Source organism: Fibrobacter intestinalis (assembly GCF_900167415.1).
GTDB lineage: Bacteria > Fibrobacterota > Fibrobacteria > Fibrobacterales > Fibrobacteraceae > Hallerella > Hallerella intestinalis.
The window spans coordinates 16,296-40,007 of the sequence record NZ_FUWU01000028.1 but is presented as its reverse complement, the minus strand read 5'-3'; the positions used below and the strand labels follow the sequence as shown (position 1 = coordinate 40,007).

Here is a 23,712-nt window from a genome sequence, read left to right as displayed (position 1 = left end):
GGACTCGTCCGATACGTTGCGGATGTGCTTCAGGATGATGAGCCCGGTCATGAGACGGATCGGCTTGTTTGGCGCACCCATCTTTTCGTCGAACAATTTGGAAAACTCGGTCTCGAACTTGTTCCAGTCAATCTTGTTCGCGAGAACGTAGAGGGGGTTCTTGTGGTTCAACTGCTCCTCAAGGGAACAGAAAAGGCTTGTCTGTGCGTGGGATTTTGGCGGTCTGTACATAAAAAATGCAAGGTTTTCAGTCATATTTTAGAAATCCTTGCAATATTTTCACAGGGTAGAAATCAGTTTTCCCCAATAGTTATGCGGGCTGGGCGGGATTTAAGGGACGACTATATTAAACTCAAAACAGCAGGGTGGGTGGATAAAGACAGTTGCCCGTCATTGCGAGCTGTATAGCAGCGAGGCAATTTTAATGCAAACAAAGATTGCTTCGGCTTTGCACAATTCGCCTAAAGGAAGCAGAGCTTCCAAGGCTCATGGGGCTTTGCATCCCTGAAACTAAGAATCTCTGATTCCGTAGTTGAAGTATCCCTGGAAGGGACAATTCGTCTAAGGGAACAAGTTCCCAAGACTCATGGGTCGCTCTGCTCCTCGCCATGACGGATTCATCGTTCGCGCTTCGCAATGATGAAACTATCAAGGCTTTGGGGTAATTTTCTAGGCAGAACTTCGTCCATGATTCCCATTTTTTTTGGGGGGGCGCAAAAAAACCGCTGGAGTTCATATCGCCAGCGGTTCATTCGGATTTTTTCTAAAAATTATAGCAGCTCGCCGATTTGGACCGCGTTCAACGCAGCGCCTTTCCGGATTTGGTCGCCGGTAAGCCAAAGGGTATTGCTGTTGTCGTCCGCCAGATCCTTGCGAATACGACCGACGTAAACATTGTCGTGGCCGGCACTTTCGAGAGGCATCGGATAGACGTAGTTTTGCGGATCGTCCTTGAGAGTGACTCCCGGAGCGTTTTTCAATGCTTGGCGAATTTCTTCGACAGAAAGCGGACGTTCCGTTTCAAACCAGACGGATTCGGAGTGCGAACGCAGGGAACTGACCCGCACGCAGGTCGCGCTCGTGCGAACGTCGCTGTGCATGATTTTACGGGTTTCGTTGTACATTTTCATCTCTTCTTTCGTGTAGTCGTTTTCCGTCATCTTGTCGATTTGCGGAATCACATTGTAGGCGAGCTGGTGCGGGAACTTGACTATATGGCTGGTGGAACCCGTTTCCAGAATGTCGCGGTATTGCTGTTGCAACTCTTCCATGGCGACGGCACCGGCTCCGCTTGCGCTCTGGTAAGAAGAAATGTGGATTTTTTTGATGTGCGAAAGCTTTTCAATCGGGTTGAGAACGACGACCATCATGATGGTTGTGCAGTTCGGATTCGCAATGATTCCCTTGCCGCCAAATTCGGCTTTGTGCAATTTGATGTCTTCCGGATTGACTTCGGGAACGACTAGGGGAACCGCAGGATCCATACGATAAAAACTGGTGTTGTCGATGCAGACGGCTCCCGCTTTGACTGCAGACGGGAGGAATTCCTGGGAAATGGCTGCGCCTGCGGAGGAGAATACGATATCCACGCCTTTGAAGGAATCGTGGGTGAGTTCTTCAATCGTCAATTCTTCGCCGCGGAATTGGACTTTGCGCCCGGCACTGCGTTTGGAGGCGAGAAGTTTTAGGGAATCCAATTGAAAATGGCGCTGTTCCAAAATGGAAATCAGTTCTTGCCCTACTGCGCCGGTGGCGCCGACGATTGCAACATTGCGACTCATAGTTGGCCTCTGTTGTTGTTTGTGTATAAAATCATTTTTGTTGGAGCTTGTCGAGTTCGGACTTGAATCCGGCAAGCGTTTTTTGTGCGGTTGCGGACTGGTGCATGCTTTGTTCAAATTGCTCTTGCTTGTCCGCGGAATTTTCCATTGTCGTATAGGCGTGCAGCGCATAACCCGCTAGGCGTAGGCCTTCCGTTGCCCGAACCAGATTCTGGTGTTGCAGGCTGACGCTCTTGGGGTGAAAAAGGGAAGTCGCCTTGTCGCTGAGCTGAGCCGTTTTGTTCCGGATGGCGAGCGCTTTGGATTCCGCCTTTTCCCGCGTTGCTTCGTCGATGTCGTTGGCGAGTGGCTTTGTCGCAAGAATCCGGCTTGCCAAGGCGTTTGCCTCATCGGCGATTTTTACCGCCGAAGCGACATAGCGTTCCAAGGAATGGATGGCGTTTGTCGCGCTGCTCGCTCCCGAAGGTCTATCCTCTGACGAGAGTTTTTTTCCATCCGACGTCCCGCTTTCCGCATTGCCAATGGCAAGATTTGTCGCCAGAATGGACGTGGGGGAAAGCTCGGGAGAAACGAACGAGCCGTAGCCCTCGATTTTCAGATAACTGAAAACGCAGGCAATCAAAAAAATCACGACGGTAATGATTCCAGAAAGCGATGCGCGAATGGCGCTCCGGGAGTTGATTGTCTGGATTAGAGCCAGCAGTCCGATACTCCACAGTATCGCCAAACCGATAAGATCAAAAGCCAGCATGGCTACGCCTGTTTGCCTAGGTTAAAAGGGCAGATCATCGTCCTGCTGTTCCATTTCCATCGGCGGGAGCGAAGGCTGCGGATTGATTGTCGGCGAACGCCCGTAGCTAGGTGTCGAAGGCTGCTGGGGAGGATGGTTGTAAGAGTTGCTGTTTTGGTAAGACCCGTTGCTTTGGTAAGCGTTATTGTTCTGGTAAGAATTGCCCTGGTTGCGCGGAGTCAAAAGCTGGAAGGTTTCCATATTGACGTCTGTCGCATAGCGCTTCTGGCCGTTCTGGTCGTCCCAGGAACGATAGGTCAAAGTGCCTTCCACATAGAGGGTCATGCCTTTGTGGACCCCAAGTTGCTCGATGATGTCGGCGGTTTTTCCCCAACCGACGACGTTGTGCCAATCCGTCTGTTCGCGGGTTTCTCCGCTGGCATCGCGGTAGCGGCGAGAGGTGGCGAGTGAAAAGGATACGCGCTTGCGGCCACTTGGAGTGACTTTTGTTTCGGGATCCTTGCCGATGTTTCCAATGAGCATCACTTTGTTCAGATAAGGCATTTGTGATTTCCTGATGGGATTTACGTTTTTGTTTGATATAACTACTTATATTTTAGTTTACACCTCAAAATATAGCAAATAATGACAGTCAGATTAGCTTATTCCTCTTTTGAAGATTCGTATCCGCAAAAATGGCGCGGAAAGCGTCTGGGGGCCCTCCTGCACCCGGCGTCCATCGATTCCTCTTTACACCACTCCCTGGAAATTCTCCGCCGCTTTGACGGCAACCTTTTCAAATTGTCCGCGCTTTTCGGTCCGCAGCACGGCATTCTGGGGCATACCCAGGACAACATGATTGAATGGGAAGGCTCTGTGGATCCGGAACTGGGAATTCCGGTTTACAGCCTTTACGGAAAAATGCGGGAACCTTCCCCCGAAATGCTTTCCCACATCGATGTGCTTTTTGTGGATATGCAAGATGTCGGCGCCCGTTACTACACGTTTATCTGGACTCTTTTTCTTTGCATGAAAGCCTGTGAAAAGGCGAATATCCCCGTCATCGTTTTGGACCGTCCAAATCCCTTGGGAAATACGGTGGAAGGTCCTGTTCTGGATTTGGATTATACGAGCTTTGTCGGTCTTTGGAAATTGCCCATCCGGCATGGCAGGACGATTGGCGAGCTTGCCCGCCAGTTTCAAGAAGAATGCTTTCCGCATGTCGAACTGCATGTGATGGAAATGGACGGCTACGATTCGCGGATGTGGTTTGATGAAACGGGGCTTCCGTGGGTGATGCCCTCGCCGAATATGCCGACTCTGGATACGGCAATCGTGTATCCGGGGATGTGCCTTTTTGAAGCGACGAATGTCAGCGAAGGCCGCGGCACGACTCGACCGTTTGAACTTTTCGGCGCGCCTTTTATCGATGCGAAAAAACTTTGCCGCTACTTGAACGGTTTAAAATTGCCCGGCGTCTATTTTCGGGAAAATTATTTTCAGCCGACTTTTCATAAAGGCGCGGGGCAAATTTGCGGCGGTGCGCAAATCCATGTCCTGGACAGGGAAAAATTCCGGTCTTTTGAAATGGCGATTCGCATTTTGCGTTATTTGCGGCATGAATATCCGAATGATTTCGCTTGGAAGAATCCTCCTTATGAATACGAATATGAAAAGCTTCCCATCGATATTTTGTTGGGCTCGGGAACGTTTCGGAAGGATTTTATTGAAAACGGAGAACTGTAAGTGCGCATACTGATTCTTGCTGCGGGGCTTGGCACCCGGTTGCGCCCGCTGACTTTGCAAATGCCAAAACCGCTGGTCCGGGTTGTCGATAAAACGATTCTGGAACATCAGATGGATTTGGCGCACACCGTTCCCGAGGCGCATATCCACATCAATGCGCATTATATGGCGGAATCGCTTTTGCAGGCGGCGACGGCTTTCGGCGTGGAAAAGGTGTGGGTGGAAACCCCGGAGATTTTGGGAACGGGCGGACCGCTTTTCCGGATGAATGCGGAAGATCCCTGCGATGAACTTCTGGTGATGAATTCCGATTGCTATTGCCGTTTCGATTTGAAATCCTTTTTGAAACTTTCCCGTTCGTCGGGTGCGCCCTGTGCCTTGCTCGCCGTGGATAATCCGGCGGTGAATACGATTTCCTTGAAATCCGGCTATATGGCGGGAATCCAGAATCGCTTCGGATTGCGTACAAAAGAACGAGCGACTTTTTCGGGAATTTCCTGGTATTCCAAGCGGGCATTGCAGATGATTCATTCTTCGGAAAAAGATATTCGCGATTTTTGGAAACGCCTTTGCGAGCAGGGAACGCCGCCGTTTGTAGATGTGAGCCAACGGGGAGCTTTGTGGATTGACATGGGTTCTCCCGAAGGATTGATGCGCGCCTGTGATTTTCGCCGAAAGGAACTCGGTGTGGGGAATTTTGGCGTTCCTGCTGAACTTCTTCCCTTTGCCAAGGCTGCGGTGCTTATGCCCGGCGTGGAGCTTGCCGCCCAGGTGAAATTGGAACACGTCATCTTTTTTGACGGAGCCAAAACGGAATCGTGTGAATTTGTACGGAACGAAATCCGCGGGAAGGATTTTGCGTGGAAAATTTAATTTTTGATCGAGGTCGCCAGTGCTTACTTTTCGAATTGTCCTTGTAGAACCCGAGCATCCGCACAATGTGGGCTTTGTCGCTCGAGCCATGCACTGCAATGCGATTTCGGAATTGTATATCGTTTATCCGAAACGGGATGCGGTGAATCCGGAATCTTACAGGACGGCGCACAATTCTTCGGAAATTCTCGATGGCGCCAAGGTCGTGCATTCCTTGGACGAAGCACTTTCGACTGCGCATTATGCGTTCGCTTTTTCCCGTCGCCGATTTGATACGATTATTCCGCACACCTCCCTTCCGCACATTACCGAGTTCTTGCCGAAAGATGGCACTATCGCTTTGGTCTTTGGACGGGAATCGTGCGGACTTTCCTTGGAAGAAATCGAACGCTGCGCGATGATTTGCGAAATTCCCGTTCCCGGGCAGATGAGCCTGAATCTTGCCCAGGCGGTAACGGCGGCGTGTTATGAACTCTGCCGTTCGGGACTTTTGAATAATCCGGGTTTGCGCACGGACCGGGTTCCGTTAAAACGGGGTCGCATTGAAAAAGCGAATATCGGGCAGATTGAAAATTTTTTGTCGTATTTGCACGGGCATTTGACGGACCGCTACCAGAACAATACTTGGACGGAATCCGCTGTTCGGGAATTTTTGCAGCGTTTGGAGCCGACCCGTTTTGAAATGAGTGCCTTGCTCGGTCTTGTTAAGAGTCTGGTGATGCGGGGAAAGGAAGAAGCCCGTCATGTGGAAAAAGGCGGACAGTGAATGGGGTTGAAAGGGGGAAACCTTTCTTTTCGCGGCAAGATTCAAAACGGTTTTTGCGTTAGCGACCGACGCCCGAATGGGTTCGGACACGCCGAAGGCTGGCTGAACGGACGCCGAAGGCGATAACGCTAGGGAGCGACCCGCCGCAGGCGGGAAACGCCCCATCCAAATTCACGGAAATGCCTTTCTTTTGGTGGGCGGTTTCGCACATTTGGGTTTGGTTGTGTGTAATTCTTTATTGGATGAGAACGTGAATTTCGATGCCGCCGTGCAGTGTGCGGATTTTTCGTTGGAACGGAATTGCTAGCGCTTTTTCGGCTTCGGCGTTGGGGGCGATGACGGCAAAATGTGAAAGTGCAAAATCGGAGCGGATTTTTTTACCGATTTCCTTGTAGAGTTTGGGAACATCGGCGTGAATCCTTTTCCCGTATGGCGGGTTCAGCACCAGCAGGTAAGAGCTTTTGGGTTTGGGCAAAAGGAAAAAGTCGCTGTGGGAAATTTCCAATGCGTCGGGCGGAAGGGGTTTCAAAAAGGGAGCCGCTCCTTGGATTTTCAGATTGTATTCCAGCGTTTCAAAGGCTTTTGTGGAAATGTCCCCGGTAAAAATTTTCAGGTCGTCGGCGAGCTTTAATCCCGGCGTGTTGTTCGTGATGAAGTTCCAGGCCGCAGGTCTAAAGGATGGGGCGGATTGCAAGGCGAAATTCCTGGTTTTCCAAAGATTCGCTCCCGCCAAAAGAAGGGCCGCTTCGCTTGAAAATGTACCGCTGCCGGCCATGGGGTCAAAGAGCTTCTGGGTTTGCAAAAGCCCCGACTCCAAAAGGATGGATGCGGCAAGGGTGTCGCGAATAGGCGCTTCTTCCACATGGCGTTCAAAGCCGCGTTTGTAAAGAGGAGTGCCTGCGAGATCCACGCTGCATTGGCAGAGGTCGTTTTCAAAATGGACGAACAGATTTTGCGCAAACGGCATTGCGCTTTCCTCTCCCGATTTTTCGAGGGCGTTCTCGACAAGGGGGCGCAAACGTTCGGCGATGGCATCCGAATGGTATAGTCGCGATTTTTTGCAGGTGACGCGGATTGTGGGAAGGGAATTTTGAGGAAAGTAGAGTTCCCAGGGAATGCTTTGCGATTTTTTTTCCAAGCGTCCAAAATTTTCGGCGGAAAATTTGGCGATGCGCATCAGGATTCGCGTACAAGTGCGGGAAAATGCGGAAAGCATCCAGGCGTCTTCGAGCTTTGCGGTAAAGTCCAGCGCCCCGAAGGAAATTTGGATGGGGGCAGAAAAGCCCAAATTTCGAAATTCCGCTTCGCACGTTTTTTCGAATCCAGGGTGGCAAATCGCCCGAAATTCGTGGGGTATCGCTGTAATATGCCGTTTGATGCGCTTCGAAAGATCCATTTGAAAAATTTAGCAAGATATTTTCTGTTGCAGGAAATGCTTGAAAGCGGCGGCGAGGTTCGTTATTGTGGCCATTCTCGTCCCAGCCGCTCTTCGATTAGTTCTACAAACGGCTGCTGCCCTTCGATAAACTCAGGGACCGCCGGTTAGTAAGCTTGTCGAACTAGTCGAAGCATTATCAAAGCTATTTTTAGAGGCGACCTATTGAAAGAAATGGAAAAGGAGGTTTTCATAAAAAATTTTCTAGTCGCTTTTTTGGCCATTTGTGCGATGGCATTTGCTGAACCCCGCGTGCACGATGGTTTCTTTCTGAATTTTAAAACGGGACTCGGATTTTTGAACGTGGAATCGGACGAGTCGGAGAGATTCTCGGTGGACTTGTCGTACATATTGGCTGAACATTTTACGATCAAAATCGGTGGCGCAATCAATCCGCACTTGGTGATTGCTGGCGTGTTTTCCGTTTCGGGAGCTTCGGGAGAAGTTACCTCAGACTATTATAATGAATTTTATGAGAGGAAAAGCGACGCGGTTGTCCTGAATTTCCTGCTGGGACCGGGCGTTGTTTTCTATCCGGCGCAGGGCGGCATTTGGGACAACTTTTTTGTCGGAGGGGCGTTTGGATTGGGCTCTTGCGGAGTTTTTTTGCTGGAGGATGAATTTTACAGGAACGATGGCTTTTACGGGGAGGTCGTTGCTGCGGGTTTTGGCCTGCAATTGGAAGTGGGCAAGGAATGGTGGGTGAGCGGCAACTGGTCTCTCGGATTTGATATCGCTTACACCTATGTTTTTGGCGAAGACGTCGATTTTAGCGATTTCAACTGGCACTCGCATGCATTTCAACTGCGGTTTAGCATTTCGCGGAGCTAGTACGCTTTTTAAGGGAAGAGTGTAGATTTCTGGATATGGAATTCAATTTGTTTTACAGGCTCGCTTGTGCGGTAGCGATAGGTCTTATTATCGGGCTCCAGCGGGAAAATACTTATCAAAATGAAGCTTTTCATTCCGCCGGAATCCGCACGTTTGCCATTGCGGGAATCCTCGGGGCTTTGGGAGTGTTGATGTCCCAGCAAATGGATTCGGTCGTTCCCTTTGTCGCTTTGCTTCTAGTGCTCGGAATTCTTTTGGGCGCTATGCATATCGCCCTTTCTAAAGTGCTCACGGGGATTACGACCAGTGTCGCGCTTCTCGCAGTGTTTATGCTGGGGGGGCTTTGTTTTTACGGGCGCATTCTGGAAAGCGTCGCTGTCGCCGTGTGCGTGCTCGGGCTTTTGACGTTCAAAGATCCGCTGCATTCTTTTGCGCACCGGGTTTCCAAAGAAGATATTATCGCCACGCTCAAGTTCGCCTTGATTTCTGCGGTGATTCTTCCGATTCTTCCAGAAAAGAATTACGGTCCTGTTGGACTCGAAGTCATTTCCCCATATAAAGTGTGGCTGTTTGTCTGCTTTATTTCGGGCATTTCTTTTGTCGGCTATGTGCTTATCAAGTGGATTGGTCCTGGAAAGGGAATTGGACTGACGGGGCTTTTTGGCGGGCTTGCGTCGAGTACCGCTTTGACCTTGGGACTTGCTGGGCGAAGCAAGGAAAATGCCGAGTATTCTGCGTCGTTGTCGATGGGAATCATTATTTCTTGGTCGGTCATGTATTTGCGGGTTTATTTGATTTGCATCATCCTTGTACCGCAACTGGCTTCGTCGTTGGCTTTGCCGCTTTTGATTCCGCCGATTCCCGGACTGATTTGCGCATACATTTTGCATCGTAAAAATAAAGCGAGTCATGCTGCGCAACATGAAAATTTTACAAACCCTTTTAATCTGCTGCCTTCCATTAAATTCGGATTTATTTTTGCCGTCGTGCTTTTTATTGCCAATGCGACTCAAAAATATTTTGGAAACGAAGCGCTTTTTCTTTCGAGTTTTGTGACGGGGCTTGCCGAAATGGATGCGATAACCCTTTCCATTTTGGATATGGCGAAGTCGGGATCGGTTTTGATAGCGACTGCGGGGAAGGCGATTGCGATTGCGGCTTTGGCGAATACTCTTTGCAAGGGGATTCTTGCCTGTGTGATTGGCGGGCGTTTGATGCGGCGCTTTATTTTGCCCGCGACATCGGTAATTGTGGCGGTGTCGCTTGTGGTCATTTTGCTCTAATTTGTTGTAAAACATTACAACGTTTTTTATGCCCGGCGATGGCGTTCGTCTGCGATTTCTTCTAAATTAGGGATAGGATGAAATTTTCCTAGACCACACACTCACTAAAAACAGCCTCTTCCGAATGGGAGAGGCTGTTTTCGTATTTCTTTTGCGGGATGGGAGACCGCTTCTGGCGCGTTGTTGCAAAAAAAGCTTCCCAAACGGGAAGCCTTTCGGAAAATCGAGAAAACCCTTAAGCTTTCTTTTGGTTGTCGAGCATATTGATGGAAACATGCAGGTCGTTCAGCTGGGCGACATCGACTTCGCTCGGGCACTGATCCATGGGGCTGGATGCGCTCGTGTTTTTGGGGAAGGCGATAAAGTCGCGAATGGATTCCTGCCCTTCCATGGTGGCGACGACGCGGTCAAGGCCAAAAGCCAAACCGCCGTGCGGAGGCGCGCCGAACTTGAACGCATCGACGAAGAATCCGAACTTGTCGCGGACTTGTTCTTCGGAAAGCCCCAAGAGGCGGAACACTTTTTCTTGCACTTTGGGATCGTGAATACGGATGGAGCCGCCGCCGATTTCGACGCCGTTCAGAACCAGGTCGTAGGCTTCGGCATTGCAGTCTTTCAGATTTCCGTCGAGCATCATTTGCAGATGTTCGGGCAGCGGGTTGGTGAAAGGATGGTGCATAGCCATGTAGCGGCCTTCGGTTTCGCTGTATTCAAACATGGGAAATTCCGTAATCCAGACGAACTCGCGCTTTTTCGGATCGCGGAGACCCTTGATGCGGGCGACTTCCAGTCGGAGCTGGCCCATAGCGGTTGCTGCGACTTTTTCGGGACCGGCGATGAAGAACATCATATCGCCTTCCTTGGCTTCAATCGCATCGCGCAAGGCGTTCAGCTGTTCCGTAGTGAAGAATTTTCCCACCTGGGTTTCTACCGTGTCGTTTTCCTTGACGCGCATCCACACGAGACCCTTGGCACCGTATTTGGCGACGTAGGCGGTCAAATCGTCGATTTGCTTGCGGGTGAAATCCACGCAGCCCTTTGCGGCGAGTCCACGAACCTTGCCCCCTGCAGCGACGGCATTTTTGAATACGCCGAAGTTCGACTGGATGGCGATTTCGGATACGTCGTGAATTTCCAAGTCAAAACGCAGGTCCGGTTTGTCGGAGCCGTATTTGAGCATCGCTTCGTGCCACTTCATGCGGCGAATGTGGCGGGGCGGTTCAAAATTCCAGACTTTGCCCAAAACGTCCGTGACGAATTGGTCGAACATGTCCATGACTTCGTCCTGATTGACAAAGGACATTTCCACGTCGATCTGCGTAAATTCCGGCTGGCGGTCGGCCCGGAGGTCTTCGTCCCGGAAGCACTTGGCAATCTGGAAATAGCGGTCAAAACCGGCGATCATCAAGAGCTGCTTGTATTGCTGCGGGCTTTGCGGAAGCGCGTAGAATTTTCCCGGGTTCACGCGGGACGGCACTAGGTAATCGCGGGCGCCTTCGGGAGTGGATTTGCAGAGGACTGGCGTTTCGATGTTTTCAAAGCCGTTGGCGTAAAAGAAGTCGTAAACCGCTTTGAGGAATCGGCTTTTGAGAAGCAGGTTCTTCTGGATCCAGGGACGTCTCAAATCCAAGTAGCGGTATTGCAGTCTAAAGTCGTCGTTTTCTTTGCTCTCTTCTTTGGCGTTGTTGATTTCGATGGGCGAGGTTTGCGCTTCGTTCAGGATTTCGAGCTTGTCCACTTTGACATCGACAGCGCCGGTCGCCAGTTTATCGTTTTCCATGCCTTCGGGACGGGCCTGGACTTCGCCGGTAATATAAATGACATATTCGTTCCGGATTTTGTCCGCAATCTTGTGAACTTCGGCGTTTCGTTCCGGGTTGAAAACAACCTGGGTCTTTCCGAATTTATCGCGGAGATCCACGAAAATGACGCCGCCGAGGTCGCGACGACGATCTACCCAGCCGGCAAGGGATACGGTTTTGCCGATGTCTTCTTTGCGGAGTTCGCCGCAGTTGTGAGTACGTTTCATAAGAGAACTTCCTTGATGGGAATATGAATCAGCGACTTCTAAACAAAGAAATTTTTAGAAGTTGCCTAGCGCGACAAATATAGTAATAGACGGACGGCGACAAGTTCGGATTTGGGGAGAAGGGGCGAAAATAGGAAGAAAGAAAATTGTAGATTTAGGGCGGATGCGGAATGCGGTCTTCGAATTTTCGGATAGCCGTGCTTTTGCTTCGAGCGAAATCGGTGAAAAACAAACGTTCATTGGCAATTCTTTTCATCGCGCTGGTGTTGAGCGGCGTAGGCCTTTTGACGTGGGATCTGCTTGCCTTTCCCGATTATTTTCACGCAAAATCCAACGTTCCCTTTCGTCATGAACAGCACGGGGAAAATATCGGCGTTGAATGCGGCAAATGCCACTTGGGAGCGCAAGGCGGCATTCGGGCGGGAATGCCTACGAAAGCGGATTGTATGGATTGCCATCATTTGCCGCTGACGGATTCCCCCGAAAATACGCGATTGGAAAAAGCGCTTGCCGAATCGCCGGATTGCCCGTTTGTTTTTGAAAGCCTCTTGCCGGCAAACGTCGTGTTTCCGCACGGGCTTCACGCCAAGGCGGGGGTGAGTTGCGAAACTTGCCATGGTTCGCTTCGCGAAATCGATGCGGGCAGGCGTCCCCGAATTCAAATGGGAGAGTGTCTGGCTTGTCATCGTGGCGAGCGCGGATTTCCCGAGTCTTCTACGGATTGCGCAAGGTGTCACCGATGAAGATTTCCCGAGCTTCTTTTTTGAAAATGCTTTCGCTGGCTTTTGCTTTCGTATCGCTGGCGGGGTGCCGTCGAACGGCCAAAAATTTACCTTCAAATTTTCACCCAAAACAGAATAAGCCCTCTTTAAAACAGATGGAAAAGGAAATCGAAGCGGTTCGGAAAAAATTTCCGAAATCCGAAGAATGGGTGGAAATTTCGCGCCCGGGGAAGCACCCCCGGTTTCCGAATGCCGACGTGCGTTTGGGAATGGCAATCGATTTGGATCGTTGCGACGGTTGTGGCGAGTGCGCTTTGGCGTGTATGCGGGAAAATAATGTTCCCTGCGTGAATCCACAGGAAGCGGAAAAGGGACGTTATATGCACTGGCTGGAATTGCGCGGGAATGTTCCTGTGATGTGCGCGCATTGCGGCGACGCTCCCTGTGAAAAGGTCTGTCCGACGGGGGCTGCGGTGGCGAGTCCCGACGGATTTTCGGCGATGGTTTACCCGCGTTGTATCGGCACCCGGTTTTGCGGCGCGAACTGCCCGCTTCATATCAGAAAATTTAATTACACGAGTGCCGAAGAAAACGGGCTTGCGTACAAATTTAATCCCGAAGTGCCGATTCGTCCGCAAGGCGTTATGGAAAAATGTTCCCTTTGCATTCAGCGGATGCAGGACGCTCGGATTCGCGAGAAAACCCTGGGCGACGAATGGTTGGGAAAAGGCGTTTCGACAGCTTGCGCCGAAGCTTGCCCTAAGCGGGCGATTGTGTTTGGAAATTGGCTGGATCCCGATTCGGATTTGGTCCGTTGCACGCAGGGACGGGGCGTATTTGCTCCCGCTTCTGTTGCTCGCTTTTTCCCAGCGGTTGTTTACTTGAGAGACAAGGTATGAATCGCTTTCTGCTTGTTTTCGGCACGATTTTGCTGATTCCCGGAATGGTGGCTTTGTATGGCGCACTTTCGCAGGGGCCTTCCAGTTGGGGGCTTTCGCAGACTTTTTTTTGGGGAACGCCGATATCCAATTTTGTCTTTTGGATAGGGCTTGCGCATGCGGGGACTTTTCTTTCGGCGATTCTTTTGGTTCTCGGCGTTAAGTGGCAGCATCGCGTGGCGTTGATGGCGGAGCTTTCGACTTTGGCGGCTCTGCTTGTCGCGGTGATTTTCCCACTGATGCATTTGGGGCATCCTTTGCGGTTTTATGAGATGCTTCCTCTGTCCAATGCGCGAGCGTTTTGGGCGAATATCGAATCGCCTTTGGTTTGGGACTTTCTCTCGATTTTTGCTTATCTCGTTTCGTCGAGCGTTTTCCTTGCATTGCACTTGCTGAAAAACCGTTTTCCGCCGCTGCAAAAATTTTTACTTCCGATGGCGTGGGTGCTTTTCCCGTTGGTACTCTGGGTGCATACAATCGTTTCGTTGGATTTTGCGGTGACTTTCGTCCCTCATTGGCAGGGGGCTTATTTCCCGCTCTACTTTATTGTCGGCGCGCTTTATTCGGGGCTGGGTCTGGTGCTGGTTCTTGTGGAGTTTTCGGGAAAGCGGGTGCGCCATTTGGAAGATTTGCTCTTGTCCTTTTCTTGGGCGATGCTGGCGTTCTGGCTTTGGGAAGCCTTTTCAAAGGGAATCTGGCAGCCGGAACTTTTGCTCTTTGGTTTTTTGATCCCGCAATTGTTGTGGATTCCGCATTGGCGAGAACGGCGAGCTTTGCGAATTTTGATTTGTTTTTCTGTGCTGGGAATTTTGTGGTGGGAACGCATCGTTTTGGTACAGCGCGAACCGTTGGCGTGGACGTGGGTGGACTGGGGCTTGATCTCTTGGGGAGTGGGAATGTTCTGCGTTGTTTTTGCGTCTTTGCGGGTTTTGCTTCGCCGTTTTTTCCCAGAAAGTTTAACCGAAGTGTCAGAGCTTCCTCCAGAGGAAAAATCGAATTTTCCGAAAAAGGATTTTGCGGCATCTCTTGCTTTGGGTGTTATCGCGGCTGGAATTTTTGCTATTTGCTGGGTGAATGCCGCTCCCGATTTCCCCTGGCTGCGGATGGTGCCGGCGCTTTTCCCGATAGCGGCTGTGGTGGCTGTTTTTGGCCTCGCTTTGATGGCCGGAATTTCAGTTTTTGGGATTCGCCGGGTTATGCCCTTTGCTTTGGCATTCGGATTGTTCGCTCTTGCCACCGATTGCTTTGTCTATCGCGGTGCGCCGACTTCTTATGCGGAAGATTATTCCCTTGTGAAAGGGGAAAATGTCTTGCGTGTTCGTTCTAGCGGGGAAGTCGCGTTTCTTTGGAATGCGCGCTGTGCCGCATGCCACGCCAAGGACGGTAGCCTGAATCGCCGTTTTGTCCACGAATATTATCCGCTTCCGCAAGAACTTTCCCTTTCCCGTTTGGATTCCTTGGGCGAAGATTCTCTGGTGCAGGTAGTGCTTCATGGAAGAAATTATATGCAGCCCTTTGCCGGGCGTGTTTCGGAATCCGAGGCGCAGGCTTTGGTTCGTTATATCAAAGAATTGGCGAAAAAGAAAGAGGCCGTGAAATGAACTCTTTTTTGTATATGCTGGCAGCGATATTTGCCATGCTTCCCGCGCCGTTTCTTTTTAAAGGGAATGTTTCGCTGCCGTTGCGTTCGGCTTCGATCGCCATCGTTTTGCTTGCCGATGAAATTTTTGTGTGGCTGCTGACGTTGAAAGATTTTCCGCCCGGCGAGATTTTGCCATTTCGAATGCTGGCCCTGACTCTGTGCGTTGCGACTCTTTTTTTGGGAAAGCGGCGGCGCTTATTTGAATCCTTTGCGACGGGATTGTGGATTTGGCTGGAATTTTTTGGAATGCTTTCCCTTTCGTATCGGGGCGTTGAATTTCGTCTGGCTTCGCTGCTGATTCTCTTGTCCGCCTTTTTGCCGATTCATTTGCTACACCCTTACAAACGGGAAACCCGTTTTTTGCTGGCTGTCATTTGGACGGCGGCCTGGATTTTTTCATACTCGCCTTCCTTTTAGGAATTATATACGACGTTCCACAGAAACCGCCAATTGTCATCAGGGAAAACGGTATATTTCTAGGCGGGAAGTGGGAAGTGTTTCCCGTCGCCCCGAACCCCTTCTTCCACGTCATTGCGAACCCTTTAGGGTGAAGCAATCTGATGCGTACGAAGATTGAAATTACTCAGTATCGTATATCGTTGCTAACGCCCCCTGCAACGACGGAATTCGCTCCGCTCCGAACTCCAAACTCCTAATTTCCTCACCAGAGCAAGTTTTAGAAGAGGTCTTCAAAAATTAGGGTTCCGGCAAAAGTTCGCCGCGGATGACTTCGACGGTATTGCCGACAAGGCTGATGATATTTGTCGGGTGGATGTCGATATTTCCGCAGTCGATCATCAAATCGATTTTATGCTCGAAAAGTTTCCAGAGGTCTTCGGGATCGGTGAAAATTTCATCGTCCGAAAGTTTGGCTGCGGTGCTGAGAATCGGCTTGTCGTAAAGGCGAAAGAGTTCTTTGAAAAAAGGATGTTCCGGCATGCGGAATCCGACTTCCGGACGTTTGACGTCGAGCTTTCGGGCGATGGACGGATCCGCGGGAAGAATGAACGTGTAGGGGCCCGGAACACGGTGCTTCATTATCTGAAAGGCGAAATTGCTGACATGGGCGTATTCCGATGCGCGACGAATATCGGGAAGAATAATTGCCATGACAAATTTTTTCATCGGCTTTTTCAGCTGGTACAAGCGGTGGATAGCCCGTGTGGATTCTGCGGAGCAGCCGATGGCGTAGCCCGATTCCGTGGGATAGAGAACCAGACCGTCTTTGTCAAAAATTTCTGCGGCCTGCTTTACAAAGCGGCTCTGCGGATTGATGGGATGAACTTCTAATCGCATGGCGAAAATGTATAAAAATCGTACAAATGCCGAGTCGGCGGATAAACTTTCGGGGCTAGCATTCCGGAATGACGCGGCAGGCGATGAAGGCGTCGGTGTAATATCTTATTTCGGCCTTTCCTTCGCTTCTGTCCATGCAGATGACGTCAAAACGGGATTTTTGGTTTTGCCCGCCGTGATGGTGCAAAAAATGGGCTGCGGTTTTCCAGATGCGGAATTGCTTTTGGGGAGTTATCCGGCTTGCCGGGGATCCTTTGTCCGCCGTCCAAACGGATTTCACTTCCACAAAGAGAATGGTCCCTTGGGAATCTTTGGCGACAATGTCCAATTCGCCGTTGAGATAGCGGTAATTCTTGGCCAAAATGGTGCAGCCTTTACGCTGGAGAAAAGCCATCGCGTGGAGTTCGGCGAATCGTCCTTTTTTCTTGTTGTCGTGTTTGGCGGAAAGCATTATTGCGCAAGCAGCCCGAGAATGCGAATTTCGGAAATAGCGAGATCCTTGGAGGGGTCGCTGATGAATGCGTCGTCCAAGAATATTTGAATCTCCGTGGTTTCCATCGTTTTGATTTGCGGGTATTGGACTCCCTTGATGTCTTCCAGAAAGATGGTTTGCCGGAAGCCTTCTTTGGTTTGCAGGGAAAGGGTTTTCGGTTTGTTGAAAATGCGGAAGCGGTCGCCAAATTGGTCATCGATGGATTTTTGGAATCCGGAAGCGAAGCCGATTTGCGTGACGATGGTCGGCGCGTCGAAATCCAGAATCATAATGGGAGCGCGCGTGTTCGATGGCATGGGGAGCAGCCAGGCGGTTTTCAAATCTTTGTCCAAAAGATTCGATGTCTTGTAAGAGCCGCCTTCGATATTTTTTTCTTCGTAAGCGGCGCGAATATCGATGCTGTGAATTTCTTGCAGGGTGTTGGGCGGTTTGTAACTGAGCAGGAGCGCCAGAATCAGCAAAATTAAAAGGGGGAAGAGGGCGAAGATGAAAACCAGAATTCGTTTGTTTGTAAGCCGGCGAACGTTGTCCGTGACTTTGTTTGTTATGAGCGGCCTGTTTTTTATCAGGTTGCGAATGCTCATCGTGTCGTGGCCGTGGTGCTGTTCTCCCGGGTGCAGCGGAGCAAAGACGATGTCGAGCGCGTCCAAAAATTCCTGCATGTTTTTGAATCGGTCGGAAACGCTTTTCTTTAAGCACTTGAGAATCAGCTTGGAAAGTCCCTTGGGCATATCCGGGCGAAAATTTTCGGGATTGGGCGGTTCTTCCTGGACGTGCTTCATCGCGATTTCGATGGGTTTTGTGCCGGTGAACGGCAGCCGCCCGCAGACCATTTCAAAAAGGATGACGCCCAGACTGTAAATGTCGGATCCGATGGTCACTTCGTCGCCGTGGCATTGTTCCGGAGACATGTATTCCGGAGTTCCCATGGTCATTCCAGTCAGGGTCAGGCGCTCGGCGGACTGGATATGCGAAATGCCGAAATCCATCAGGTAAACGCGGTTGTCGTGCGTAATCATGATGTTGGACGGCTTGACGTCTCGATGGACAATTCCCTTGCTGTGCGCGTAAAGCAGTCCGCGTGCAACTTGCTTCGCAATGATTTCAATCGCATCGAAATTCAAGCGGCGTCGATGTTCCAGCACTTCGGAAAGGGTGCTTCCCCGGACGAAAGTCATGGAGATGAAAAGCTGGTTTCCCTGTTGCCCAAAATCAAAGACCTGAACCAGATTCTGGTGGTCGAGTTCCTTCATCGCTTGGGCTTCCATGTAGAATCGCTCGGTGGATTCCTTGTCCGACGAGGCGTCGAGAACTTTTAAGGCGACTTCCCGATTCAGGTTTTTTTGCATGGCTTTATAGACATAGCCCATGCCGCCCTTTCCAAGGACGCCTAGAAGTTCGTAGTTCTCGTTGAAAGGTCTGGGAAATTTTTCTACAGTCATTTTGCTTTCTTCATGGTTTCTAACGCAAGGATGGATACAATATAAATTAAGAATGCGATAGCGGTGGGGACGATAAGGTCGATAACATCCGGAGTTTGGCCGGTAAAGATGCTTTGCATCGCGGACTGATCATAGCTCGTCCAAATCGCTTGGGAAAGGTATTGCGCCACGACGCTGGTCTGGTCTTTGGGAACAAGCGCTCCGGAAAGGGCGATTTGCGGGAGGATGATTAAAGGCAGGAAGGCGTTCGCCTGTCCGGGATTTTTGGCGAAAGAGCTGAGCAGAAGGCCTGCCGACGCTGCGGGAAGCACTGTGGCGGCTAAAGCGGCGAAGAGCCACAGGCTGGGGGCGACGCCGATATTTTGACCGAGAAAGGCAAAGGTGATGGCGGTTTCCATCAGGGCGAAAAACGAAGTGAACAGAAGTTTGGATGCGAGAACGGAAAAGGGGGAAGTGCCTTTTCGGAATTCTTCGAGGAGCAGCGCTTTTTCCTGAACGATTTCCCGGACGGAAAGCGACAGGGCGAACCAGTTGGCGCAAAGAATCAGGGCGAATGCGGCAACCCACAGCGAAGAATTGTCGGAAAAAATCAAGGCGAGCAGAATGCCGATAAGAATCGGTTGCAGGACGAGCGAAAGGGTTTTGCCCAAGTCCCGGAACCATTCCAAAAATGAAATTTTCCAGAAATAGAAAAAAGAATTTTTGCGGGGAATCCTCGGAAAAAAAGAACGCGGAAATACTTCGGGAAGCTGGGTGGCAGTTTCTCGCCCGGAATCTTGCCAGCTGCTGTTTGTTTTATCGGAAAGGGTTTCGAGGATTCCTTCTGGAGTTTCCGTGTTGAAGTAGCGGAACGCATCCTGGGGTGTGCCGTAAAATCCCATTTTCCCTTGATGAATCAGAAGGACTTTGTCGGAAATATGCAGGGCTTCGTAACTATGCGTCGTCAGGACAATCGTGTGCCCTTTGGCCGCCAGATCCTTGAAATGGTTGCAGAGATGCCGGGCGTTCAGGGGATCCAGACCGGAAAGCGGTTCGTCCAGAAGGATGATGCCGGGCGAATGCATCAGTTGTGCCGCCAAAGCGACCCGCTTTTTTTCGCCGCCCGAAAGAACGGCGATCCGGCTGTTTTCCAAAGGGGAGATGTGCAGCAGCTTCAAAAGCTTGCGCGCACGCTTTTCGGTTTCTTCTGCTGAATAGTCTTTGGGCAGGAATATGCGGGCCGAAAGGCGGAGCGTTTCCATGACGGTCAGCGATTTTCGCAAAAGCGGTTCCTGCGGCAGGTAGGCGATTTCCCTGCGGACATCGGTCTGTTCGTAATCCAATCCGTCAAGAACGATAGTGCCCGAGGACTTTTTGATTTTCCCGGTGAGCAGTTCGAGCAAGGTGCTTTTCCCTTGACCGCTCAATCCGACTACCGAAAGAATTTGCCCTGCGGGAAGGTTGAACTGGATATCTTGCAGAATCTGTTTTTGAGAAAGGATAACGGAAACACCGTGGACGGTTAAAGAAAATCCGGAATCTTTTTGGTGCAGGTAGAGTTTTTTGTCCCGAAATTCGAGCAGGCACCAAGGGAGTTTCAGCGTCTCGTTGTTTTCAAGAAGCTGGGTGCGCCGAAAGCGTTCGTGGACGAATGTCAGTTTTAAACGGTCCTGGCAAAGTTCGGCTTTGGCGAGGAAGCGTGGACAGGCGGGGTGAAGAATTGTTCCGGGCAGTTCGTCGTTTTCCCCGCGCCCGAGGATTATCGGCGAATTTTCGGAAAGCGGAATGGCGGGAACGTCTTCGATGCAGCGGACGTGCGAAAGGTAGAGTTCGTCCTGCTTCAGGGAAAAACGCAGCTGTTGCAGACCCAGGATAAAAACGTCGCCGTCTTCGATGATTTTTTCTGCAATCTCTTTTCCGTCGTGAATGGTGCCCGAAGTTTGACTCAGATTGGTGAAAATCCAATGCCCTTCGGAGTATTCGATTTTGGCGTGATGCCTGGAAACGGAAGCGTCTTTCAGTGCGAAGTCCACGCCTTTGCCCCGCCCGATGAGGAAGGGCGCCGCGGGAGAAATTTTTCGTACAAAAAACGTGGAGGGCATGGATTAGCGGAGCGCGCGGACCCCTTTTTCAAAACGATCCGCTGCGGAAGAGAGTTCCTGTTGAGAAGCCGCATAGGAAAAGCGCACATAGCCGTCTCGCCCGAAAGCGCTGCCCGGAACGATGGCGAGTCCGACGGATTCGAGCAGGTAGGTGCAGAACTCGACGGAATTCGTCAAAGTTTTCCCGTCCGGAGTCGTTTTTCCCAACAGTCCGCTGATATTTGCGAACAGGTAGAACGCCCCTTGAGGAATGCGGACGCGAACTCCCGGAATCTGTGAAATTTTACCGTAGAGAAAATCCCTTCTCCGCTTGAACTCGTCCCGCATCCGCTGTACAAAATGCAGCGGCATCTGCAAGGCTTCTTCGGCGGCGTATTGGGCGATGTTCGATGGATGGTGGGTCGTCTGCCCTTGCGCTTTGGCGATCAGGGCGGCGATTTGGGGGGGCGCGGCGACGTAGCCGATTCTCCAGCCGGTCATGCAATGGGATTTGGAAAGCCCGTTTATCACAAGAGTGCGTTCGGCCATTCCCGGAAAGGCGGCGAGGCTTTTGAACTGGAAATTGTCGCTGTAAGAAAAGTGTTCGTAGATTTCGTCGGAGACCGCGTAAAGATCGTTCTGGACGATGACTTCTGCGATTTCGGCAAGATTCTTTTCGGCGTAGAGCGTGCCCGTCGGATTGGTCGGGTTGTTCAGGATGAGTGCTTTTGTCCGAGGGGTAATGGCTTCTTGGAATGCCCGCGCCGTCATTTGAAAATCGTCTTCCTCTTGGGTATGGATGATGACGGGAGTGCCGCCTAAAAGCTTCACCAGTTCCGGGTAGGTCACCCAGTAGGGCTCTGGAATGATGACCTCGTCGCCGGGATTGACGATGGCGAGCAGGGAATTGAACACGGCGTGCTTCGCCCCGCTGGTGAGAACGATTTGTTCAGGAGCGTATTCGATGCCATTTTGCTCTCGCAGTTTTTGGGCGACGGCTTTTCGGACGCTTAAAATCCCTTGGGGGGCCGAGTAGCGGGTCTTTCGTTCGTCGATAGCGGCCTTGGCTTTGGAACAGATTTCTTCGGGAGTGTCCCAGTCGGGTTCGCCTGCTCCCAGGGAAATGATGTCCTTGCCTTCCGCTTTTAATTTTTTGGCGAGGGAATCGACGGCGACGGTGAGCGAAGGCGCGATGTTTTGAATGCGTAGAGACGGATTTTTCATGGAAGGTTTCTCCTGCGGATTCGACGCCAGTCCAGAGCGCCGGCAAGAAGAGGGAAAACAAAAAGGTGGGAAAGAATCAGGCAGATGCCGCCGAGGATGGAAATCACGCCGATTTTGTGGATTCCCGGATGCGAAGAGACGAACAGCCCGAAAAGGACGATGATGGTTAAAAATTCCGCAAAGAAGCAAGTCGCGCCGGTTGTCCGCAGAACGTAGTAGATGCTGCCCGTGGAATGTTCAAAATACGAGTTCCAAAGCTGGATGGATCCGTCCAGGCTCATGCCAATCAGAATGGGGAAGGCGAGCGCGCTATAGGCGGAAATGGGAATTTCCAGCAAGCGTAAAAGGCCGAGCAGCCAGAAAAAAGCGATGACGGGCGAAATGACGGTAAAGAGCGAAAAGGAAATTTTTTTGTAGAAGAGGAAGGTCAGCAGGAATACGCCGGCGATGCCGATCAGAATGGTCTTGTGGAAATGGGGGAGAGTCCGGTTCAGCAAATCAGCCCGGATGAGGGCTGTCCCAGTCATGGGATAGGGGAAGGGAGCGAGTTCTTTGGCAAGACGGCGGCAGGCAAGTCCGTCGTTAGCGTTGAAATTCGGGAAGATGAAAGCGTATTCCGTGCGGTTCTTGTCGTTTTCCCCGAATACGCGGCGCACGTTCTGCGGCAAATCCTGGTAGAGAATGGGGGAAATTTGCCAGTGGCGTTCCAGCTGGGTGATCTTTTGGGAGTCCGCAGGGCTCAAGCGCCGGAGCATATCAAAATCGATTTCGTCCCGAATTTCATTCAAGAGCGAGATTTTTTCCAGCTGGTTCGACGGAATCAAATTCTGGAAAATGGCGACCGCCCGAATTCCCGTCGCGGGATTGCTTTCCTGTTCCCGGCGGATTTTGTTGTAAAAGGAACGGGCTTCTGCGGCATTGGGAAGAATGGCGACAATCGGCTCGTAATGCAGGTAATTGGTTTGCTTTAGTAGAGAGTCGGCGGTGGCGGTGTTCGGGTTGTAGATAATGTGCGAAAAGTCGTAGTCGAATTTCGGGTAGATTCCTCGGCAGGGCAGGATCAGGGAGAGGAGGATGACGGGAAGCAGCGCTTTTTTGAATCCGATAAAGGGGCGTTCTTTAAAACCGCGCATTCGGCTGTGGAATTTTCCAAAAACAAGGAAGGGGCGGTAGCGCCGGGTCCGTTCAATCAGGGCGGGAAACACCAGACTCGAGAGCGACCAGTTGAGAATGGAACCGATAGCTCCGAGAATGCCCAGTTCCTGCATGCCGGCCAAAGGCACAAAGGAAAGCCCGAGGAAAGCGGCGGCAAACGAAAAAGTCGATACGGCGATGGTCGGCCCGATTCCCAAAAGTGCGCTTTCCAGGCTCAGCTCGTATCCCAGACCGTTCCGCTGTTCTTCGGCAAAGCGCGTCATCAAGTGGACGATTTCCCGGCAGGAAATGCCCGGCAGTATCACGGCGAGAATCAAGGAATACAAGTTGATGCGTCCAAAGAGCAGCCAGGCGGCGGCCAATGTCCATACAAAAACCAGGGCGATGGGGATCACCGAAAGAATGAAAAGCGCTGGCTGCCGTGCAAAGCGGAACAGGAAAAAGAAAGCGAGGATCAGGGCGAGAAGAATCCCGGTGAATCGAGCTTCCGGCAGAATTTTCCAGCCTTCGTGCGCCGTCTTATAGACATTTCCCGTCATGTAGAGCTTTGCGTGGTCGCTTTCGGGCAGGCTTTCAAAGGCTCCTTCGACAATATGGGTGAGCTTTCGCGATGCCGAAAGATCGGAAACCCGTTCTTTGGGAAATACGCACACAATTCGGATGGTGCCGTCGGCATTGGAATAGACGTTTCGCCATTTTGACAAATAATCGTTCTGGGATTGCAAAAGGGAAAGGGAGTCGGTGATTTCCTTGGCTATCGAATCGCGAAGGTTCTTTTGGGCGCTGTCGCTTTCCAGAAGGTTGACGAAAAGCGGATTCTTTTCGTGTTTGTATTGCGTCTGCAATGTGGAAATGCGGTCCCGGATTTTGCGCAAATCCGACGTGTGCGCATAGAGCAATTTGTTCTTTTCAAAAAATTCGCTTTCGGGTTCGTATTCGATAAAATTGACAAACCGGTTGTCTTGAAGCTCTTGAACAAGCCCATGGACCAGGCGGTTGTTCAGGGCGCTGTCCGGGGAGGTGATGATAGCGACCAGAGAGCCGAAGCCGCCGAAATTCTGTTCGACAATCGCATTGGCCTGTTTGACTTCCGAGGAATTCGGAAGCATGTCAATCATGCGCAATTCCCACTTCAAATTCCGAATGGGATAGATGGAAAGAACGGTTATCGCCAAAGTCACCGCAAGGACCGCTTTCGGGTGTTTCAGCGCGCTGCGCAAAATTCTCTGCAAAAGGGAAAACATCTAGGGAGAATTTAAAAAACTT

The 23,712-nt window shown here is 51.1% G+C and carries 20 protein-coding genes and 1 pseudogene; 9 read left to right on the top strand and 12 right to left on the bottom strand.

Annotated features, from left to right (window positions below):
- The 4 genes and pseudogenes from B5D40_RS08780 to B5D40_RS08765 form a co-directional block, all read right to left on the bottom strand.
- A pseudogene (locus tag B5D40_RS08780) lies at positions 1-231 on the bottom strand (IS5/IS1182 family transposase); the annotation flags it as partial.
- Between the two features lie 539 nt (positions 232-770).
- A complete protein-coding gene (locus B5D40_RS08775; protein ID WP_073304247.1) occupies positions 771-1,781 on the bottom strand; it encodes an aspartate-semialdehyde dehydrogenase in 1,011 nt (336 codons plus the stop codon).
- A 31-nt stretch (positions 1,782-1,812) separates the two neighbouring features.
- A complete protein-coding gene (locus B5D40_RS08770) occupies positions 1,813-2,532 on the bottom strand; it encodes a hypothetical protein (protein ID WP_078776622.1) in 720 nt (239 codons plus the stop codon).
- 21 nt (positions 2,533-2,553) lie between these two features.
- Positions 2,554-3,075, bottom strand: coding sequence for a single-stranded DNA-binding protein (locus B5D40_RS08765; RefSeq protein ID WP_073304243.1), 522 nt, complete (start codon positions 3,073-3,075; stop codon positions 2,554-2,556).
- Between the two features lie 81 nt (positions 3,076-3,156).
- Here B5D40_RS08765 and B5D40_RS08760 point away from each other — a divergent pair, with 81 nt between their 5' ends.
- Genes B5D40_RS08760 through B5D40_RS08750 form a run of 3 tightly spaced genes read left to right on the top strand, consistent with a single transcriptional unit; the run spans position 3,157 to position 5,896 of the window.
- Positions 3,157-4,257, top strand: a complete 1,101-nt coding sequence (locus B5D40_RS08760; protein ID WP_078776621.1) for an exo-beta-N-acetylmuramidase NamZ family protein — start codon at positions 3,157-3,159, stop codon at positions 4,255-4,257.
- Entirely contained in the window at positions 4,258-5,130 is an 873-nt protein-coding gene (locus B5D40_RS08755; protein WP_078776620.1) for a nucleotidyltransferase family protein, read from the top strand. It abuts the gene before it with no gap.
- A 19-nt stretch (positions 5,131-5,149) separates the two neighbouring features.
- Complete coding sequence (locus B5D40_RS08750; RefSeq protein ID WP_073304238.1) at positions 5,150-5,896, top strand: RNA methyltransferase; 747 nt, start codon at positions 5,150-5,152, stop codon at positions 5,894-5,896.
- A gap of 235 nt (positions 5,897-6,131) precedes the next feature.
- On the opposite strand, the gene B5D40_RS08745 is transcribed toward B5D40_RS08750, so the two are convergent.
- Positions 6,132-7,292: a THUMP domain-containing class I SAM-dependent RNA methyltransferase gene (locus B5D40_RS08745; protein ID WP_078776619.1), complete on the bottom strand. Its 1,161-nt coding sequence runs from the start codon at positions 7,290-7,292 to the stop codon at positions 6,132-6,134.
- A 213-nt stretch (positions 7,293-7,505) separates the two neighbouring features.
- Here B5D40_RS08745 and B5D40_RS08740 point away from each other — a divergent pair, with 213 nt between their 5' ends.
- Positions 7,506-8,162 carry an outer membrane beta-barrel protein gene (locus tag B5D40_RS08740; RefSeq protein ID WP_143394383.1) on the top strand — a complete coding sequence of 219 codons (657 nt, stop codon included), beginning with the start codon at positions 7,506-7,508 and terminating at the stop codon, positions 8,160-8,162.
- A 35-nt stretch (positions 8,163-8,197) separates the two neighbouring features.
- Entirely contained in the window at positions 8,198-9,445 is a 1,248-nt protein-coding gene (locus B5D40_RS08735) for an MgtC/SapB family protein (protein ID WP_078776617.1), read from the top strand.
- A gap of 235 nt (positions 9,446-9,680) precedes the next feature.
- On the opposite strand, the gene aspS is transcribed toward B5D40_RS08735, so the two are convergent.
- Positions 9,681-11,474, bottom strand: a complete 1,794-nt coding sequence (gene aspS, locus B5D40_RS08730; RefSeq protein ID WP_073304230.1) for an aspartate--tRNA ligase — start codon at positions 11,472-11,474, stop codon at positions 9,681-9,683.
- Between the two features lie 170 nt (positions 11,475-11,644).
- On the opposite strand from aspS, the gene B5D40_RS08725 reads away from it, so the two are divergent.
- From B5D40_RS08725 to B5D40_RS08710, 4 genes are read left to right on the top strand one after another with little or no spacing between them, the layout of a single operon-like run.
- Entirely contained in the window at positions 11,645-12,217 is a 573-nt protein-coding gene (locus B5D40_RS08725; protein WP_078776616.1) for a cytochrome c3 family protein, read from the top strand.
- Positions 12,214-13,095 (top strand): 4Fe-4S dicluster domain-containing protein, encoded by an 882-nt coding sequence (locus tag B5D40_RS08720; protein ID WP_078776615.1) that lies wholly within the window; start codon positions 12,214-12,216, stop codon positions 13,093-13,095. Before B5D40_RS08725 ends, B5D40_RS08720 begins: the two co-directional genes overlap by 4 nt.
- Entirely contained in the window at positions 13,092-14,735 is a 1,644-nt protein-coding gene (gene nrfD, locus B5D40_RS08715; protein WP_078776614.1) for an NrfD/PsrC family molybdoenzyme membrane anchor subunit, read from the top strand. The genes B5D40_RS08720 and nrfD overlap by 4 nt, the downstream gene beginning before the upstream one ends.
- The gene (locus B5D40_RS08710; protein ID WP_095880275.1) at positions 14,732-15,193 is read left to right on the top strand and encodes a hypothetical protein; all 462 of its coding nucleotides are present in this window, start codon (positions 14,732-14,734) and stop codon (positions 15,191-15,193) included. Before nrfD ends, B5D40_RS08710 begins: the two co-directional genes overlap by 4 nt.
- Before the next feature lie 279 nt (positions 15,194-15,472).
- On the opposite strand, the gene B5D40_RS08705 is transcribed toward B5D40_RS08710, so the two are convergent.
- Genes B5D40_RS08705 through B5D40_RS08680 form a run of 6 tightly spaced genes read right to left on the bottom strand, consistent with a single transcriptional unit; the run spans position 15,473 to position 23,690 of the window.
- Entirely contained in the window at positions 15,473-16,072 is a 600-nt protein-coding gene (locus tag B5D40_RS08705) for an L-threonylcarbamoyladenylate synthase (protein ID WP_073304221.1), read from the bottom strand.
- 55 nt (positions 16,073-16,127) lie between these two features.
- Positions 16,128-16,523: a YraN family protein gene (locus B5D40_RS08700; protein WP_073304219.1), complete on the bottom strand. Its 396-nt coding sequence runs from the start codon at positions 16,521-16,523 to the stop codon at positions 16,128-16,130.
- Positions 16,523-18,007, bottom strand: a complete 1,485-nt coding sequence (locus tag B5D40_RS08695) for a serine/threonine-protein kinase (protein ID WP_078776612.1) — start codon at positions 18,005-18,007, stop codon at positions 16,523-16,525. Before B5D40_RS08695 ends, B5D40_RS08700 begins: the two co-directional genes overlap by 1 nt.
- Complete coding sequence (locus B5D40_RS08690) at positions 18,004-20,088, bottom strand: ATP-binding cassette domain-containing protein (RefSeq protein WP_078776611.1); 2,085 nt, start codon at positions 20,086-20,088, stop codon at positions 18,004-18,006. The genes B5D40_RS08695 and B5D40_RS08690 overlap by 4 nt, the downstream gene beginning before the upstream one ends.
- A gap of 3 nt (positions 20,089-20,091) precedes the next feature.
- Positions 20,092-21,291: a pyridoxal phosphate-dependent aminotransferase gene (locus tag B5D40_RS08685; protein ID WP_073304213.1), complete on the bottom strand. Its 1,200-nt coding sequence runs from the start codon at positions 21,289-21,291 to the stop codon at positions 20,092-20,094.
- Positions 21,288-23,690 (bottom strand): MMPL family transporter, encoded by a 2,403-nt coding sequence (locus tag B5D40_RS08680; RefSeq protein WP_078776610.1) that lies wholly within the window; start codon positions 23,688-23,690, stop codon positions 21,288-21,290. Before B5D40_RS08680 ends, B5D40_RS08685 begins: the two co-directional genes overlap by 4 nt.
- Positions 23,691-23,712: the final 22 nt, after the last annotated feature.

Coding starts and splice junctions, on each gene's coding strand:
- B5D40_RS08690 (WP_078776611.1), bottom strand. CDS start 20,088: ATGCCCTCCACGTTTTTTGTACGAAAAATTTCTCCCGCGGCGCCCTTC.
- B5D40_RS08740 (WP_143394383.1), top strand. CDS start 7,506: ATGGAAAAGGAGGTTTTCATAAAAAATTTTCTAGTCGCTTTTTTGGCC.
- B5D40_RS08695 (WP_078776612.1), bottom strand. CDS start 18,007: ATGACTGTAGAAAAATTTCCCAGACCTTTCAACGAGAACTACGAACTT.
- B5D40_RS08685 (WP_073304213.1), bottom strand. CDS start 21,291: ATGAAAAATCCGTCTCTACGCATTCAAAACATCGCGCCTTCGCTCACC.
- B5D40_RS08760 (WP_078776621.1), top strand. CDS start 3,157: ATGACAGTCAGATTAGCTTATTCCTCTTTTGAAGATTCGTATCCGCAA.
- B5D40_RS08770 (WP_078776622.1), bottom strand. CDS start 2,532: ATGCTGGCTTTTGATCTTATCGGTTTGGCGATACTGTGGAGTATCGGA.
- B5D40_RS08700 (WP_073304219.1), bottom strand. CDS start 16,523: ATGCTTTCCGCCAAACACGACAACAAGAAAAAAGGACGATTCGCCGAA.
- B5D40_RS08735 (WP_078776617.1), top strand. CDS start 8,198: ATGGAATTCAATTTGTTTTACAGGCTCGCTTGTGCGGTAGCGATAGGT.
- B5D40_RS08720 (WP_078776615.1), top strand. CDS start 12,214: ATGAAGATTTCCCGAGCTTCTTTTTTGAAAATGCTTTCGCTGGCTTTT.
- B5D40_RS08765 (WP_073304243.1), bottom strand. CDS start 3,075: ATGCCTTATCTGAACAAAGTGATGCTCATTGGAAACATCGGCAAGGAT.
- B5D40_RS08680 (WP_078776610.1), bottom strand. CDS start 23,690: ATGTTTTCCCTTTTGCAGAGAATTTTGCGCAGCGCGCTGAAACACCCG.
- B5D40_RS08710 (WP_095880275.1), top strand. CDS start 14,732: ATGAACTCTTTTTTGTATATGCTGGCAGCGATATTTGCCATGCTTCCC.
- B5D40_RS08725 (WP_078776616.1), top strand. CDS start 11,645: ATGCGGTCTTCGAATTTTCGGATAGCCGTGCTTTTGCTTCGAGCGAAA.
- B5D40_RS08705 (WP_073304221.1), bottom strand. CDS start 16,072: ATGCGATTAGAAGTTCATCCCATCAATCCGCAGAGCCGCTTTGTAAAG.
- nrfD (WP_078776614.1), top strand. CDS start 13,092: ATGAATCGCTTTCTGCTTGTTTTCGGCACGATTTTGCTGATTCCCGGA.
- aspS (WP_073304230.1), bottom strand. CDS start 11,474: ATGAAACGTACTCACAACTGCGGCGAACTCCGCAAAGAAGACATCGGC.
- B5D40_RS08775 (WP_073304247.1), bottom strand. CDS start 1,781: ATGAGTCGCAATGTTGCAATCGTCGGCGCCACCGGCGCAGTAGGGCAA.
- B5D40_RS08745 (WP_078776619.1), bottom strand. CDS start 7,292: ATGGATCTTTCGAAGCGCATCAAACGGCATATTACAGCGATACCCCAC.